Source organism: Xanthomonas sp. NCPPB 901 (assembly GCF_056725085.1).
Window position 1 is genome coordinate 550,797 of the sequence record NZ_CM161511.1, and the last position, 15,973, is coordinate 566,769.

Genomic DNA, 15,973 nt, shown 5'->3' on the forward strand with positions numbered 1-15,973 from the left:
GAGCCGCACATTATAGCGACAGATTTCGCGGCTGCAAGCGCCGCGTTTGGCCTGCCGCCGATTCGGCCGCACAATGCACCCATGAACGTTCTCGGCATCGAATCCAGTTGCGACGAAACCGGCGTCGCCGTCTACGACACCACGCGTTCCGGGGCTGCCGCGCTGCGCGCGCATGCGCTGTACAGCCAGATCGCCCTGCACGCCGAGTACGGCGGGGTGGTGCCGGAGCTGGCCAGCCGCGACCACGTGCGCAAGCTGCTGCCGCTGATCCGCCAGACCCTGGCCGAGGCCGGCCTGCGGGTGCGCGATCTGGACGGGGTGGCCTACACCGCCGGCCCGGGTCTGGTCGGCGCGCTGCTGGTCGGCGCCGGTGTGGCCCGCGCCCTGGCCTGGGCGCTGGAGGTGCCGGCGATCGGCGTGCACCACATGGAAGGCCACCTGCTGGCGCCGCTGATGGAGGATCCGGACCCGGTGCACGGGGTGCCGGCGCCGCCGTTCGTGGCGTTGCTGGTCTCCGGCGGCCATACCCAGCTGATCGCGGTGGAGGCCATCGGCCGCTACCGCCTGCTCGGCGAGACCCTGGACGACGCCGCCGGCGAGGCCTTCGACAAGACCGCCAAGCTGATGGGGCTGCCGTATCCGGGCGGTCCGCAGCTGGCGGCGCTGGCGACCCAGGGCACCCCGGGGCGGTTCCGCTTCGCCCGGCCGATGACCGACCGGCCCGGCCTGGACTTCAGCTTCTCCGGGCTCAAGACCCAGGTGCTGCTGGCCTGGCGCGACAGCGACCAGTCCGAGGCGGTGCGCGCGGACATCGCCCGCGGCTTCGAGGATGCGGTGGTGGACACGCTGGCGATCAAGTGCGAGCGCGCGCTGGAGGCGGCCGGCAGCGACACCATCGTGGTCGCCGGCGGCGTCGGCGCCAATCTGCGCTTGCGCGCCAAGCTGCAGGCGATGGCGCAGGCGCGCGGCGGCCGCGCCTGCTTCCCGCGCCCGGCGCTGTGCACCGACAACGGCGCGATGATCGCCTTCGCCGGCGCCCTGCGCCTGCAGGCCGGCCTGCACGACGCCGCGTCTGCGGTGCAGGTGACGCCGCGCTGGGACATGGCGACGTTGCCGCCGCTGGCGGCGGCAACGCGGGAGTCGGGAGTCGGGATTGGGGATTCGTAAAGCGGCTCCGCGGTTGCATCAGCTTTTGCCTTTGCTCTTACCATTCCCGAATCCCCATTCCCCAATCCCGGCTCCTCATGGATAAAGTCTTCATCGAAGGTCTGGAAATCGACGCGCTGATCGGCATCTACGATTGGGAGCGGCGGATCCGGCAGACGCTGCGCTTCGATCTGGAAATGGGCTTCGACAACCGCAAGCCCGCCGCCAGCGACGACATCGCCGACACGCTCAACTACAAGGCGGTCAGCAAGCGCCTGGTGGAGCTGGTCGAGCAGTCCGGCTACGGGTTGGTGGAAACGCTGGCCGAGCGCTGCGCGGCGGCGGTGCTGGACGAGTTCGACGTGCGCTGGCTGCGGCTGAAGCTGAGCAAGCCGGGCGCGGTGCGCGGGGCGCAGGCGGTGGGGGTCATCATCGAGCGCAGCCGCGCATGAGCGCGTGGGCGTGGCCGCCGTGCGCCAGCGCCGCGTCGGCGGCGGTGCCCGGCGCGCGTTTCTTCGCGGAGCTGCAGCGGGACCTGGCGCCGTATCCCTGGGCCTACGACGCGATGGTGATCGCGGCGCTGCTGCTGGCGGCGTGGCTGGCCAACTGGGTGACCAAACGGATCCTGCTGCGCGGGTTGCGGCGGGCGCTGCGCGCCACCGTGCTCAGCGACCACGAAGTGAAGCTGAGCGTGATCCCGCGCCTGGCCAACGTGATCCCGGCGCTGGTGCTGTCGCTGGGCATCGGCGCGGTGCCGCACCTGCCGGCGGCGATGGTCAGCGTGGTGCGCAACGTCTGCGCCGCCTTCATCGTGCTGACCGTGGCGCTGGCCTTGTCGCGCGCGCTGGACCTGCTCAACCGCGTGTACGAGCGGCGCCCCGACGCGCACAACAAGCCGATCAAGGGCTACATGCAGTTGCTCAAGATCGTGCTCGGCGTGGTCGCGGCGGTGCTGATGGTGTCGGTGCTGGTCGACAAGTCGCCGGTGATCCTGCTCTCGGGCGTGGGCGCGATGATGGCGGTGCTGATCCTGGTGTTCCAGGACACCCTGCTGTCGCTGGTGGCCAGCGTCACCATCAGTTCCAACGACATGGTCCGCGTCGGCGACTGGATCGAGATGCCGCAGCAGAACGCCGACGGCGACGTGATCGACATCGCCCTGCACACGGTCAAGGTGCAGAACTGGGACAAGACCATCACCACCATCCCGACCAAGAAGCTGATCAGCGACTCGTTCAAGAACTGGCGCGGGATGAGCGAGGCCGGCGGCCGCCGCATCAAGCGCGCGCTGTACCTGGACCAGCACAGCGTGCGCTTCCTCGACGACGCCGAGATCGAGCAGATGCGGCATCTGACCGTGCTGCGCGAGTACATCGACCGCAAGCGCGCCGAGCTCGGCGCCTGGAACGGGGCGCTGGCCGAGCGCGGGGTGGCGCCGATCAACGGCCGCCGCATCACCAACCTCGGCACCTTCCGCGCCTACGTCGAGCACTACCTGCGCGCCAGCCCGCACGTGCGCCAGGACATGACCCTGCTGGTGCGGCAACTGGAGCCCGGCGCCAACGGCCTGCCGCTGGAGGTCTACTGCTTCGCCAACGACACCCGCTGGGCGGTGTACGAGCAGATCCAGTCGGATCTGTTCGATCACCTGCTGGCGATCCTGCCCAATTTCGACCTGCGCGTGTTCCAGGCATCCAGCGACGCGATGTTCATGGACAGCGCCCGGATCCGCCGCGCCCCGGATGCGCCGCCGCCGCGGGTGGCTTGACGGCTGTCACGACTGCGGGCATGTTGCGGAACAACATGCCGGCGCCTCTCGCTGCCGGCCCACCGGAACCAGGGGCGCGATGGACTGGAGCAAGTACCGCACGGCCACCTTCGACGAGCTGATCCAGTCCGACGGTCAGCCACGTCCGGCCGCACGCCGGGTCATCGAGTACCTGTCCAGCCTCAGCGGACGCGAATTGTCCGAACGCCAGCTCGCCGCCGACGTCGCCGCGCGGGTCATGGGCATCACCTTCACCGTCTACTCCGACGGCCGCAACGTCGACCGCACGCTGCCCTTCGACCTGATCCCGCGGGTGATCCCGCTGCACGAATGGCAGCGCACCGAGGCCGGGCTGAAGCAGCGCATGCGCGCGCTCAACCTGTTCATCGGCGACATCTACGGCGCCCAGCGCATCGTCAAGGACAAGGTGTTCCCGGCGATGCTGCTGGAGCATTCGGTCAACTTCCGCCCGCAGTGCGTGGGCATCACGCCGGCGCTGGGGGTGTGGGCGCACGTGTGCGGCTCGGACCTGGTGCGCGACGCCGACGGCACCCTGTACGCGCTGGAGGACAACCTGCGCATCCCCAGCGGCGTGTCGTACATGCTCGAGAACCGCATGGTCGCCAAGCGGGTGTTCCCGGAGCTGTTCGAGACCAGCGCGATCCTGCCGGTGGACGACTACCCGGCGCAGCTCTACGACACCCTGGCGGCGCTGTCGCCGCGCCCGGGCGACCAGCCGGTGATCGCGTTGTTGACCCCGGGCATCTTCAACAGCGCCTACTTCGAACACGCCTACCTGGCGCAGGCGATGGGCATCGAGCTGGTCGAGGGCGACGACCTGTTCGTGGCCGACGACGACTGCACCTACATGCGCACCGTGTATGGGCCGCGCCGGGTCGACGTGATCTACCGCCGGGTCGACGACCTGTTCCTGGATCCGGAAGCGTTCCGTGCCGATTCGGTGCTGGGCGTGGCCGGGCTGATCCGCAGCTGGCGCGCCGGCAAGGTGGCCCTGGCCAATGCGCCGGGCGCCGGCGTGGCCGACGACAAGGTGGTGTTCGCCTACGTGCCGAAGATGATCCGCTACTACCTGGACGAGGAGCCGATCCTGCCCAACGTGCCCAGCTACCTGTGCCACGACGACAAGGACCGCCAGTACGTGCTCGAGCACCTGGATGAGCTGGTGGTGAAGCCGGCCAACGAGTCCGGCGGCTACGGCATGCTGATCGGCCCGCGCTCGACCACGCGCCAGCGCGAGCAGTTCCGCAAGCTGATCCTGGCCGACCCGCGCAACTACATGGCGCAGCCGACCCTGGGCCTGTCCACCGCGCCGATCGTCACCGAGGCCGGGCCGGCAGCGCGGCACCTGGACCTGCGCCCGTTCATCCTCTCCCGCGAGGACGTCTACGTGACCACCGGCGGACTGACCCGGGTGGCGATGGAGGAGGGCTCGCTGGTGGTCAATTCCTCGCAGGGCGGCGGCGCCAAGGACACCTGGGTGGTGGACCTGGACGAGGAGCCGGACTGATGCTCTCGCGTGTCGCCGACAACCTCTACTGGTTCAGCCGCTACGTGCGCCGCGCCGAGACCACCGCGCGGCTGGTCGGGGTGGGCAGCCTGCTGCAGCTGGACCTGCCGCGCTCGGTGCGCTTCGCCTGGCGGCCGATGATCGACACGGTCGGCGCCGGCGAGATCTTCGCGCTGTGGTTCCCCAACGCCGGCGACGACGTCGGCGACGCCGACGTGGTGCGCTTCCTGCTGCTGGACGAGCGCAACCCGTCCTCGCTGCGCAGCTCGGTGCGCTACGCCCGCGAACTGCTGCGCAGCATCCGCGACACCCTGCCGCAGGAGATCTGGGAAGCGGTCAACGACCTGCACCTGCACATCGACGCCAACGGCGAGCGCAGCGTCGGCCGCCGTTACCGCATGGAATTCCTGGCCCACGTCACCGACGCCTGCCTGAAGGTGTCCGGGCTGCTGACCGCCAACGTCAGCCGCGACATCGGCTTCCAGTTCCTGCGCCTGGGCACGGCGATCGAGCAGGCCGACATGACCACGCGCATCATCGACGCCGGCGCCTCGGGCCTGATCACCCCGCGCCAGGCCGACGACCGCGAGGCCTACCAGGCCATGCAGTGGATGAGCGTGCTGCGCGCCCAGGCCGCCTACCAGATGTACCGGCGGCACGTGCGGCAACGCGTCACCGGTGAGCAGGCGCTGCGCTTCCTGCTGCAGAACAACGATTTCCCGCGCAGCGTGCAGTTCTGCCTGGTCCGCGCCCAGCACATCCTGCCGACCATGCCGCCGCGGCCGCCGGTGGAGCGCGCGCTGATGCGCATCAGCGGGCTGGTGCGCAACGCCGACCCGGCCTACCTGGCCGCGCACAACCCGGCCGGGTTCATGGACGAGATCCAGACCCACCTCGGCCACCTGCACAACGCCATCGCCGAGGCCTACTTCAGCTCCTGAGCCGAAGGCCGGGACCAGGCCGGGCCCCGGCCCCCTGCCGCTGCCTGCGGCACGCCGCGCCGGGCCCATCATCGCGCCCCTCTAGGCGGCGCACGTGCGTCGGCGTATGGTCGCGCGGCGACCGCGCCGGATCCGGGCGGTAGACAGTTTTCTGAATAGGCGATTCCGACGCCGGAACTTGCCCCATCGTCTGGCCGCAGAGCTAGAATTGACGGCTATGTAAACGTTTTCTCAAAGGACCCCATGGCTTCGGATCGTATCGAATCGCTCATCGCCCGCATGACCGTCGAGGAGAAGGTCGGCCAGCTCGGCGTTTTCGCCGACATGGTGCGCCCGTTCGCCCCCGACGTGAATCCGGAAGCCAACGTCCGCAATGCCGACGAGGTGCTGCAGCAGGTGCGCGCCGGCCGGGTCGGCTCGCTGTTCAACGGCGTGGGCGCCGAGCTGGGGCGGCGCATCCAGCAGGTGGCGCTGGAGGAAAGCCGGCTGGGCATCCCAGTGATCCTGGCCGCGGACGTGATCCACGGGATGCGCACGGTGTTCCCGATCCCGCTGGGCGAGGCCGCCAGCTTCGAGCCGGAACTGGCCGAGCGCACCGCGCGCGCCACCGCGATCGAGGCCACCGCCGCCGGCATCCACTGGACCTACGCGCCGGCGGTGGACATCGCCCGCGACCAGCGCTGGGGCCGCGGCGCCGAGGGCGCCGGCGAGGACGTGGTGCTGGGCTGCGCGTTCGCCGCCGCGCGGGTGCGCGGCTTCCATGGGCCGGACCTGCGCGCCGCCGATGCGCTGCTGGCCACGCCCAAGCACTTCGCCGCCTACGGCGCGGTCGCCGCGGGCATGGAGTACGCCAGCGTCGACATCGCCCCGCAGACCCTGCGCGACGTGCACCTGCCGCCGTTCCAGGCCGCCTTCGGCGCTGGCGCGCTGAGCGTGATGACCTCCTTCAACGACATCAACGGTGTGCCGGCCAGCGCCAACCACGAGCTGCTGACCGAGATCCTGCGCGGCGAGTGGAAGTTTCCCGGCGTGGTGATCTCCGACTACACCGCCGACATGGAGCTGATCGCGCACGGCTATGCCGCCGACGAGCGCGACGCGACCAAGAAGGCGTTCCTGGCCGGCATGGACATGAGCATGCAGAGCGGCTTCTACGCCGCGCACCTGCCGTCGCTGGTGGAGGACGGCGAGGTGCCGATGGCGCTGCTGGATGCGTCGGTGCGCCGCGTGCTGGAACTGAAGGAGGCGATCGGCCTGCTCGACGATCCGTACCGCTCGCTGGACCCGGCGCGCGAGGCCGACCCGTCGCACATCGCTGCGCACGATGCGCTGGCGCGCGACGCGGCGCGGCGTTCGATCGTGCTGCTGAAGAACGACGGCCCGGTGCTGCCGCTGCGCAAGCAGGGGCAGAAGATCGCGCTGATCGGCCCGTTCGTGCAGGACCGCGACAACATCGAGGGGTGCTGGACCCTGTTCGGCGACAAGAGCCGCTACGTGACCCTGGAAGCCGGTGTGCGCGCGGCGCTGGACGACGCGCAGGCGCTGACCGTGGTGCCCGGCTGCGCGCTGGAAGCGCCGCTGGACGGTGGCATCGCCGCGGCGGTGGCCGCCGCGCGCGCCGCCGACGTGGTGGTGCTGGCGCTGGGCGAGCCGCAGCGCTACAGCGGCGAGGCGCAGTCGCGCACGCAGATCGTGCTGCCGCCGGCGCAGCAGGCGTTGGCCGAGGCGGTCGCCGCCACCGGCACGCCGCTGGTGGTGCTGCTGCGCAACGGCCGCGCGCTGGCGCTGCAGGGCGCGGTGCGCGACGCCGCGGCGATCGCGGTGACCTGGTACCTGGGCACGCAGACCGGCCCGGCGGTGGCCGACGTGCTGTTCGGCGACTACAACCCGTCCGCGCGCCTGCCGGTGAGCTTCCCGCTGGATGCCGGGCAGCAGCCGTACTTCTACAACCATCCGCGCACCGGCCGCCCGGAACTGCCGACGATGAGCGAGTTCAAGGCGCGCTGGCGCGAGGTGCCGAACGCGCCGCTGTATCCGTTCGGCCATGGCCTCAGCTACACGCAGTTCGCCTACGGCGCACCGCAGCTGGACCGCACCCGGGTCGGCTGGGACGACACCCTGACCGTGACCACGCGCATCGACAACGTCGGCGCGCGCGAGGGCGAGGAAGTGGTGCAGCTGTACATCCACGACCGCGTCGCCAGCCGGGTGCGCCCGGTGCGCGAGCTGAAGGCGTTCCGCAAGGTGCGGCTGGCGGCGGGCGAGGGCATGGAGGTCAGCTTCACCCTCGACCGCCACGCGCTGGCCTTCACCGGCCGCGACGGGCAGTGTGCGGCCGAGCCGGGCATGTTCGACCTGTGGGTGTGCGCGTCGGCGGCCAGCGGCGAGCCGGTCGCCTTCGAGCTGCTGCCGCAGGGCTGATCGCGGCGGTGCGGCGCCGTGCGCGGTGGCAGCGCCTGCCGCCGCCGCGGCGAGCTTCTTGACGACGCGACGTGTCTACCGGAGCCGTCGCGGTGACGTGATCGCGGCCACGCCCTGGCCGCGTCATGCTTGTCGTGCACGCGGGGTCTGCTAGGTTCGGGCTTCGACCCCAACCGATAGGTGCACGTCATGCAACGGACTCCCCTGGGTTTGGCTTGCGCGCTGGCCATGAGCCTGGCGATCTCGGCAGCCCATGCCGCGCCCGCCGAGAAGACGGCCGAACGGCGCAGCGACTGGCCGTTTTCGGCGACGCCGGTCGCCACCTTCGACGAACCGTGGGCGATGAGTTTCCTGCCCGACGGCAGCGCGCTGATCAGCGAGAAGGGCGGCACGCTCAAGCGCATCGACCCGGTCAGCGGTCACACCGGCACGGTCAGCGGCGTGCCGACGGTGGCCTACGGCGGCCAGGGCGGCCTGGGCGACGTGCTGCCGCATCCGGGCTTCGCCAAGAACGGCTGGGTCTATTTGAGCTATGCCGAACCCGGCAGCGGCGACACCCGCGGCGCGGCGGTGATGCGCGCCAAGCTGACCCTGGACAGCAACGGCAGCGGCAGCCTGTCGCAGCAGCAGGTGATCTGGCGGCAGCAGCCCAAGGTGTCCGGCAACGGCCACTTCGGCCACCGGCTGGCGTTCGGCCCGGACGGCAAGCTGTGGATCAGCTCCAGCGAGCGGCAGAAGTTCGATCCGGCGCAGGACATGAGCGGCAACCTGGGCAAGATCGTGCGCCTCAACGACGACGGCAGCGTGCCGGCCGACAACCCGTTCGCCAACCGCGGCGGCGTCGCGGCCCAGGTCTGGTCGCTCGGCCACCGCAACGTGCTCGGCCTGGCCTTCGACGCCAACGGTCGGCTGTGGGAGCACGAGATGGGCCCGGCCGGCGGCGACGAACTGAACCTGATCCAGCGCGGCGCCAACTACGGTTATCCGATCGTGTCCAACGGCGACCATTACGACGGCCGCCCGATCCCCGACCACAGCACGCGCCCGGAATTCGCCGCGCCGAAGGTGAGCTGGACGCCGGTGATCTCGCCGGCCGGCTTCGTCATCTACAACGGCAGCCGCTTCCCGCAATGGCGCGGCAACGGTTTTATCGGCGGGCTGTCTTCGCAGTCGCTGGTGCGGATCGAGTTCAACGGCGAGACCGCACGCGACGCGGCGCGTTACGACATGGGCAAGCGCATCCGCGAAGTGGAGCAGGGACCGGACGGCGCGCTGTGGCTGCTGGAAGACGGCGCCGGTGGGCGCTTGCTGAAGTTGCAGCCGCTGGAAAGCTGAGGGAAGCACCCGGCAGCGGCTGTTCCGCCGCTGCCGGGCGAGCGGCATGCTGGTGTACGCGGTCGTCGGTGCCGTGGCTTTATTCCGCGCGGCTGGACGTGGGTGATCCCACCGCGATGCACCGCGAGTGATCCACCTCGCGTCGTCGATGACGCGGCGACAACCATCCGCGATTGGCGGTCGTGCTGAAAGCAAGACGGACTTCCCGGCCGCAAGACCGCATGCATTTCTCGTAGGCGCGGCTTCAGCCGCGACAGGTGTTCCCAGGAAGCCCGTCGTGGCTTAACGGCACCTCGATTAACCTGCTTTCGCGACAATCAAGCCGGGCAAGCCGGATGCAGCTTGTCCTATACGAGCGGCTTCAGCCGCGACAGGTGTTCCCGGGAATGCCCATCATCGCCGATGGTCCGAGTCCATCCGGCGCCGTGGCCGCACCCAAGCGGACGAAGATGCACGCAGGCGCGTTGTGGGAGGGACTTCAGTCCCGACGACATGTGACATGGCAATCCTTTTCTCTTCGTTCGTCGCAACTGAAGAGCACCTCGAATAACCTGCTTCCGCGACAATCAAACTGCATGCAGTTTGCCCTGTTACCGCCACGGGCTTACCGGGAACGCCCGGTCGCGGCTGAAGCCGCTTCTATGGGACGCGTCCTGGCGTTTTTCGAGGTGCCCTGAAGTCGCTCCTACGCCATTTCGACACGCCATTTCGAGATAGCCGCGAGTGCGTGCCGGATGGCGGTGAACCCGTCGTTTCAGGGCCGCGTCGTTCGCGCGGTCGACACGCTTTACGACATTGGCTGCTGCTCAAGCCGAGGCCGCCGCAACGTTGCTGCCGCGTCGCCCGCAACGTTCGTAAGAGCGGCTTTAGCCGCGACGGCGTGCTGGTGGATCACACCTGCCGGTCGCGGCTGAAGCCGCTCCTACGGTGGCGTCACGATGCCATCGGGCAACGTGGCGCGCTCGCCTTACTCCCCGTTGCCAGCGCGCTCCCAGGCGCGGCGCACCGCGTGGCGGGCCTTGCTCCAGCTCAGCGTCTGCGACCCCTTGTTCTGGTCCCAGTCGCGGTGCAGTTCCGCTTCCACCTGCTCGTAGGCGCGGTTGAAGTCGCGGATACGCGCCTCGTGGCCGGCGTGATAGGCGGGCTCGTAGTCCTCGAACCGCTCGCCTTCGCTGTAGTAGGGCTCGTCGGCGAAACGATCGCGCCAGTACTGCGAGACGCTGTTGCGATCCTCGTCGTTGGGCGCGCGGCCGGGAATCTGATACGGAACGCTCATCGTAGGTCTCCGTTGGTGTGACGGTGGGTCACGCTAGCCAAACGGGCGTTAATGCGGTCCCTGCGTGGCGTGATCGCGGTATGAAACATTCATGCCTTCCGGCAGGCTGCGCCGGCGCGCGCGCTGGCTTACGATCCGCGCTACTTCCTTCCTCTTCCCGGCAGACCCCATGGCCGCCACCGGCATCGCCTCGTTGACCCCGTACCTGGCCACCGCCGGCGTCGGCTGGCTGTACTACCGGCGCATCCGCCGCTACTTCGGCCGCCAGCCGTGGCAGCCGCGGCGCACCGGCGTGCGGCTGGGGTTCCTGGTGGTGGTCGCGGTTCTGCTGACCTGGTTGGCCGCGCATCTGCCTGGTGTGCGCGTGGGCATGGCGCTGGGCGCCGTAGCCGGTGCCGCGCTGGGCGCCTTCGCCCTGCACCACACCCGCATCGAACTGCAGGACGGCGCGCGCTGGTACACGCCCAATCCGTGGATCGGCGCCGCGCTGAGCGTGCTGTTGCTCGGGCGCCTGGCCTGGCGCTGGGCCAGCGGCGCCTTTGCCGGTGGCAGCGCGCAGACCCTGCAGAACGCCAGTCCGCTGACCATGAGCATCGCCGCGGCGCTGATCGCCTACGGGCTGGTGTACGCCGCGGGCCTGTTCGTGCGCATGCGCGCGTTGCCCCCGGCCTGATCGCCGGCATACCCGCGCCGATGACGACGCCAGGGCGATCGTCTCGGTGGATCCTCGGGCCGCGCGGACCGTCGAGCACGACGCCGTGCGCCGCGGAGCACTCGCGCATGGCGCGGTTCGCTCCGTGCTGTGGCCTCAGTGCGCGGCAGCTGCCGCTTCGTAGGGTAAGACCGTGGTGCCGGCCGCGCGCAGCGGCGCATCGGCCGCGTCCAACTGGTCCGGTTCGCCTTCGACCACCACCAGGATGCGGCCGGCCTCGATTTCCTCTTCGAAGTTGCGCCGCACCGGGTCCGGCACGGTGGACCCGACCAGCGCCGAGGACCAACTGCCGACCAGCGCACCGGCGATGGCCATCACCCCGGCGCCGGCCAGGGTGATGCCCAGCGGCGGCACCGCGATCGCCGCCAGCCCGGCCAGCAGCCCGGCGGCGCCGCCGCCCAGCGCGCCGCGTGCGGCGGCCGGCACAGTGTCGGTCTTGCCTTCCTTGCGGTCGTCGGGGATGGCCTCCAGTTCGATGTCGCCGCGTGCGACCAGCGACAGGTCGTCGTTGTCGAGGCCGGCGCCGCGCGCGGCCTGCAGCGCACGGGTGGCGGTGGGCAGATCCGGAGCGCTGTAGACGCGGCGTCGTTTCATGGCGGGCGGCTCGTGCTGGCGGGCGTCCAGCGTCGGGGCGCCGCGGTTATCCGCGCGTGACCTGCGCGCAAGGCGGCGTGAAGGCGTTCACGCCGCGTCCTTGCGCGGGAACCGATAGAACAGCGCGCCGATCAGCAGCGCCACTGCCGCCGCGGCCAGGTTCTGCCAACTGGCGCTGAGCAGCAAGGCCAGCGCCAGCAGCAGCGCCGCCAGCGGGATCAGCGGCCCGCCCGGCAGGCGCAGCGCGCCCGGCCGGTCGCGATAGCGCCGGGCCAGCACCAGCACCGCCGCGGCGGTGCCGATGTAGGCGAACAGGCGGGTGACCATCGACAGCAGCGCCAACTGCACGAACGAGCCGGACACGGCCAATGCCAGCGACAGCACGCCCTGCAGCAGGATCGCCGCGGCCGGCGTGCGGAAGCGCGGGTGCACCCGCGCCAGGAACGCCGGGCCATAGCCGTCCTTGGCCAGCGCGAACAGGAAACGCGGCCCGAGCATCACCGTGTTGCTGGTGGTGCCGAGGATGGAGATGGTGGCGCCGACGGTGAGGATCAGTGCCAGGGCTTCGCCGCCGAAACCGCTGGCGGCATCGGCCAGCGGCGTCGCCGACTGCGCCACGTTGGGCAAGGTGCCCTGCGCCACCACCTGCACCGCGGCATAGATCAGGGTGACGGTGACGATCATGGTGATCAGCGCGAACGGCACGTCGCGGCGCGGGTTGCGGTACTCGCCGGCGGCGGCGGGGATGTTCTCGAACCCGGCGTAGGCGAACAGCAGCAGCAACGCCGCCTCGCCGAGGTTGCCGACATCGCGCGGGTCCGGGGTCTTGCCCGAGAACGCCCACGACCAGTCCACGTAGAACGCGCCGATGGCCACGAACAGCAGCAGCGGCACCAGCTTGCCGATCACCAGCGCCACGCCGGTGCGTGCGGCCGACTTCACCCCGATCACGTTGATCGCGGTGAGCAGGCCGAGCGAGCCGACCACGATGCCCAGGCGCACGCCGCCGCCGGCCGCGGCCGGCCAGAAGCGCACCACCGCATCGGCCAGGCCGTTGCTCAGCGCCGCCGCCGAACTGATCCGGGTCAGCCAGATCATCCAGCCGATCTCGAAGCCGGCGAAGCGGCCGAACGCCTCGCGTGCGTACAGGTAGCTGCCGCCGGGCTCGTCGAAGTAGCTGGCCGCCTGCGCGTAGCACAGCACCAGCAGGGCCACCGCCACGCCGGCCAGCAGCACTGCCCACAGGCTCAGCGGGCCGAGCAGGGCGGCGGTGGCCGCCGGCAGCAGATAGATGCCGCTGCCGATCACGTCGTTGATCGACAGCCCGACGATCTGCCAGCGGCTGACCGCACGGACCAGCCCGGGTGCGGGCACCTGGCTCATGGTGCCGGCTCCACGGCGGGCAGCGACCAGTCGGCCTGCAGGCGACGGTAGGCGTCGCGCGGCAGCAGCACGAACAGCGGCGCCGCCGACGGCCGCAGCCACGCCAGCAGGCCCTGCATGTCGGCCGGTTGCATCGCGGTGCAGCCGGCGGTGGGCGCGCCGGGTGCGCGCCACAGGTGGGCGAAGATGCAGCTGCCGGCGCCCGGCGTGGCCTGCGCGTTGTGCTGGATCACGAAGCCTTGGCGGTAACGCTGATCGCCGTCGTGCTGGAGGTCCAGGCGCATCGGTTCGGTGGATCCGGCGACGGCGGCGCTGCCGACCTTGTCGGCATCGACGATCTGGTTGTACAGCGGCGAGCCGGGCACGTCGATGCAGTAGTTGCTCTGCCGCATCGCCTGGTAGGGCATGGCGCTGTCGATGCGCGACGCGTAGCCGAAGGCTTCACCGATGGTGAACACCCCGGCCGGGCTACGGCCGTCGCCTTCGCGTTTCTGCGGGCCGTCGTCTTGCGCCGGATGCAGGCCCAGGCCCCAGGCGCTGCCGTGGCGGCCGAGGCTCACGTCGAAGGCCTGCCCATGCGCGCGCCACCCCTGCGCATCGCGCTCGAACGCCTGCAACTGCCCCTGCGGGCTGTCCCAGTCCGGCGCCAGCACCAGGATCAGCTGCTGCGCGCGCTGCAAGGCGGGCACGGTACCGGTGTCGGCGGCCATGCCGGGCGCGGCGATCAGGGCGCACAGCAGGGCCAGGCCGATGCGCCAGGCGCGATGGTGGCCGGCATGCAGTGGCGTGGCAGGGGACCGATGGAGCAGGGGCATGGGCATCTCCGGTGGCGGCATGGGCGCGTGGGGCGCGCAATGGGTGAACGGTAGCGCAGTTGCGAGGCGGATGGCGTGCGCTGGTGCCGCTAGCTTGCCGGCAACTCGGCCGATGCAGTGGATGGCGGGTGGTGTCTGTGCTGGCGACGTGCGGGCGGTGGTATCGGTGTTGTGTTGTGAGTGCCTGTGCTGCACCTGGGCAAGCTGATCCATGCCGTTGCCGTTGCCGTTGCCGTTGCTGTCGTTTTGGCTTTTGACTTACCGGGTTCCCTTCCGAAGCGGCGAACCAGGCGGGAAAAACCCGAAGGGCGGCGCACAGGGATGTGCGCCGTCCGCGGCAGGGGCAGGATGCCCCTTCCGCGGATCCCGTCTGGTTCGCGGACCCGGAGCGCGCAGCGCGGAGGGCGCGTAGGCAGGGCGCGCTTTCTTTTGGTTACCTTTTCTTTGCGCGAGCAAAGAAGTGCTTCTCAGCAGCCGAAGGCTGATCAAAGTAACTCGCCCGTTAGGGCGAAAGCCTTTGCTGTTGTTTGAATTTTGCGTGTCAGACGAGAAGTTCTGTAGGAGCGGCTTCACCCGCGACCGACGTAATCGGTAGTGCCTGTCGCCGCTCAAGTCGCTCCTACATCTAGCAGCAGCAAGAGCAAGAGCAAGAGCAAAGCTTTCGCCTTGCGGCGAGTTACTTTTCTTTGCTTGTGCAAAGAAAAGTAACCAAAAGAAAGCACACCCTGCCTCGCGCCCTCCGCGCTAACGCGCTCCGGGTCCGCGTCCAGCCCGGGGATCCGCGGAAGGGGCATCCTGCCCCTGCCGCGGACGGCGCACATCCCTGTGCGCCGCCCCTTCGGGGTTTTTCCCCGGGCTGGCCGCCGCTTCGGAAGGGAACCCGGTAAGTCAAAAGCCAGAACAACGGCAACAGCAGAAGCAAGGGCAACAGCAACAGCAAAAGCAACAGCAACAGCAACATCAGGAGCAACGGCAACAGCAACAGCCAAAGCCAAAGCCAAAGCGACACCTGCGACAGCACCGCCAGTGCGCCGGCCTCACGGTTCGCCCGATGGCACGCGAACCACCCACGGCCCCGAGACGGAATCGCGCGTGATCAGGCGGTGCGGCACCACGTGATTGACGCGGACGCGCTCCACGCCAGCAGCCTGCCGGATCTCGCGCAGCAGCAGATCGATGGCCGTGTCGGTCATGTCCGCCACCGGCTGATGGATCGTGGTCAGCTCCGGCCACACCATCGTCGACGCCGACGTGTCGTCGAACCCCACCACCGACAGATCCTCCGGCACCTTCAGGCGGCGACGATGCGCCACCGACACCACCGCCGAGGCCATGTCGTCGTTGCTCGCGAAAATCGCGCTGGGGCGTGGCTGCAGCGCCAACAGCCGTTCGGCGGCCTCGAGTCCGGCGCGATAAGTGAAGTCGCCGCGCTGCACGAGTGCGTCGTCATAGTCGATGCCCGCATCGGCCAGGGCATCGCGGTAGCCCTGCCAGCGGTGCGCACTGGCGCTCTGGTTCCGGTCGCCAGTGATGTAGCCGATGCGGGTATGCCCGTGCGCGATCAGGTGCGAGACCATGTCATGGCTGGCACGACGGTCGTCGATGCGCACGCAGGAGATCCTGTCGCTGAACCGGCTGGACGCGATGGAGACGACGGGAATTCCGGCCTCCACGAACGCGGCAACGATGGCCTTCGAGTCGCACAGCGGTGCAGGGAGAATCACCCCCGCCACGCTGGCGCAGAGTGCTCGCGCGGCCTCGCGACGCGCGCGAGGACCCAGTCCATCCCAGGTGGCGATCACCAGCTGCGCCGCCACGCGGGTGGAGCCGCGCAGTGCGCCCACCAGCAGTTCGCGCAGATAGCTGGAGCTGGGATTGGTGTAGATCAACGCGATGCAGGTGTGCTGCGCCGCGGCGAGCGCGCTTGCGGCCGGGTTGGGCCGGTAGTCCAACGCGTGCACGCTGCGCATTACCTGCTCGCGCGTGTGCTCGCGCACGCCGGCGTGGCCATGGATGACGCGCGAGACGGTCATGGGCGAGACGCCTGCGTGCGC

The 15,973-nt window shown here is 69.9% G+C and carries 13 protein-coding genes; 8 read left to right on the plus strand and 5 right to left on the minus strand.

Going from position 1 to position 15,973, the window contains the following annotated elements; translation table 11 throughout:
* Window positions 1-81 precede the first annotated feature (81 nt).
* The 7 genes from tsaD to AC1PME_RS02400 all read left to right on the plus strand — a co-directional run bounded on the left by tsaD (window position 82) and on the right by AC1PME_RS02400 (window position 9,139).
* Window positions 82-1,167 (plus strand): tRNA (adenosine(37)-N6)-threonylcarbamoyltransferase complex transferase subunit TsaD, encoded by a 1,086-nt coding sequence (gene tsaD / locus AC1PME_RS02370; protein WP_481097179.1) that lies wholly within the window; start codon window positions 82-84, stop codon window positions 1,165-1,167.
* Window positions 1,168-1,244: 77 nt separating this feature from the next.
* Complete coding sequence (gene folB, locus AC1PME_RS02375) at window positions 1,245-1,598, plus strand: dihydroneopterin aldolase (RefSeq protein WP_254460102.1); 354 nt, start codon at window positions 1,245-1,247, stop codon at window positions 1,596-1,598.
* The gene (locus AC1PME_RS02380; RefSeq protein ID WP_430543925.1) at window positions 1,595-2,914 is read left to right on the plus strand and encodes a mechanosensitive ion channel family protein; all 1,320 of its coding nucleotides are present in this window, start codon (window positions 1,595-1,597) and stop codon (window positions 2,912-2,914) included. Before folB ends, AC1PME_RS02380 begins: the two co-directional genes overlap by 4 nt.
* A gap of 79 nt (window positions 2,915-2,993) precedes the next feature.
* A complete protein-coding gene (locus AC1PME_RS02385) occupies window positions 2,994-4,442 on the plus strand; it encodes a circularly permuted type 2 ATP-grasp protein (protein WP_254460103.1) in 1,449 nt (482 codons plus the stop codon).
* Window positions 4,442-5,383, plus strand: coding sequence for an alpha-E domain-containing protein (locus AC1PME_RS02390; RefSeq protein ID WP_209247453.1), 942 nt, complete (start codon window positions 4,442-4,444; stop codon window positions 5,381-5,383). The genes AC1PME_RS02385 and AC1PME_RS02390 overlap by 1 nt, the downstream gene beginning before the upstream one ends.
* A 243-nt stretch (window positions 5,384-5,626) precedes the next feature.
* On the plus strand, window positions 5,627-7,804 hold the full coding sequence (locus tag AC1PME_RS02395) for a glycoside hydrolase family 3 N-terminal domain-containing protein (RefSeq protein ID WP_481097180.1): 2,178 nt from the start codon (window positions 5,627-5,629) through the stop codon (window positions 7,802-7,804).
* Window positions 7,805-7,993: 189 nt separating this feature from the next.
* On the plus strand, window positions 7,994-9,139 hold the full coding sequence (locus tag AC1PME_RS02400) for a PQQ-dependent sugar dehydrogenase (RefSeq protein ID WP_481097181.1): 1,146 nt from the start codon (window positions 7,994-7,996) through the stop codon (window positions 9,137-9,139).
* A gap of 967 nt (window positions 9,140-10,106) precedes the next feature.
* Here AC1PME_RS02400 and AC1PME_RS02405 read toward each other — a convergent pair.
* Complete coding sequence (locus AC1PME_RS02405) at window positions 10,107-10,415, minus strand: hypothetical protein (protein WP_307548154.1); 309 nt, start codon at window positions 10,413-10,415, stop codon at window positions 10,107-10,109.
* Between the two features lie 169 nt (window positions 10,416-10,584).
* Between AC1PME_RS02405 and AC1PME_RS02410 the strand changes: the two genes are divergently transcribed.
* A complete protein-coding gene (locus AC1PME_RS02410; protein WP_481097182.1) occupies window positions 10,585-11,088 on the plus strand; it encodes a CcdC protein domain-containing protein in 504 nt (167 codons plus the stop codon).
* Between the two features lie 135 nt (window positions 11,089-11,223).
* Here the strand turns inward: AC1PME_RS02410 and AC1PME_RS02415 are convergent, their stop codons facing one another.
* From AC1PME_RS02415 to AC1PME_RS02430, 4 genes are all read right to left on the minus strand, one after another.
* Window positions 11,224-11,721 carry a hypothetical protein gene (locus AC1PME_RS02415; RefSeq protein WP_254460109.1) on the minus strand — a complete coding sequence of 166 codons (498 nt, stop codon included), beginning with the start codon at window positions 11,719-11,721 and terminating at the stop codon, window positions 11,224-11,226.
* Window positions 11,722-11,808: 87 nt separating this feature from the next.
* The gene (locus AC1PME_RS02420) at window positions 11,809-13,104 is read right to left on the minus strand and encodes an APC family permease (RefSeq protein WP_481097183.1); all 1,296 of its coding nucleotides are present in this window, start codon (window positions 13,102-13,104) and stop codon (window positions 11,809-11,811) included.
* Window positions 13,101-13,814 (minus strand): L,D-transpeptidase family protein, encoded by a 714-nt coding sequence (locus AC1PME_RS02425; protein WP_481098053.1) that lies wholly within the window; start codon window positions 13,812-13,814, stop codon window positions 13,101-13,103. The genes AC1PME_RS02420 and AC1PME_RS02425 overlap by 4 nt, the downstream gene beginning before the upstream one ends.
* A 1,142-nt stretch (window positions 13,815-14,956) precedes the next feature.
* Complete coding sequence (locus AC1PME_RS02430) at window positions 14,957-15,952, minus strand: LacI family DNA-binding transcriptional regulator (protein ID WP_481098054.1); 996 nt, start codon at window positions 15,950-15,952, stop codon at window positions 14,957-14,959.
* Window positions 15,953-15,973: the final 21 nt, after the last annotated feature.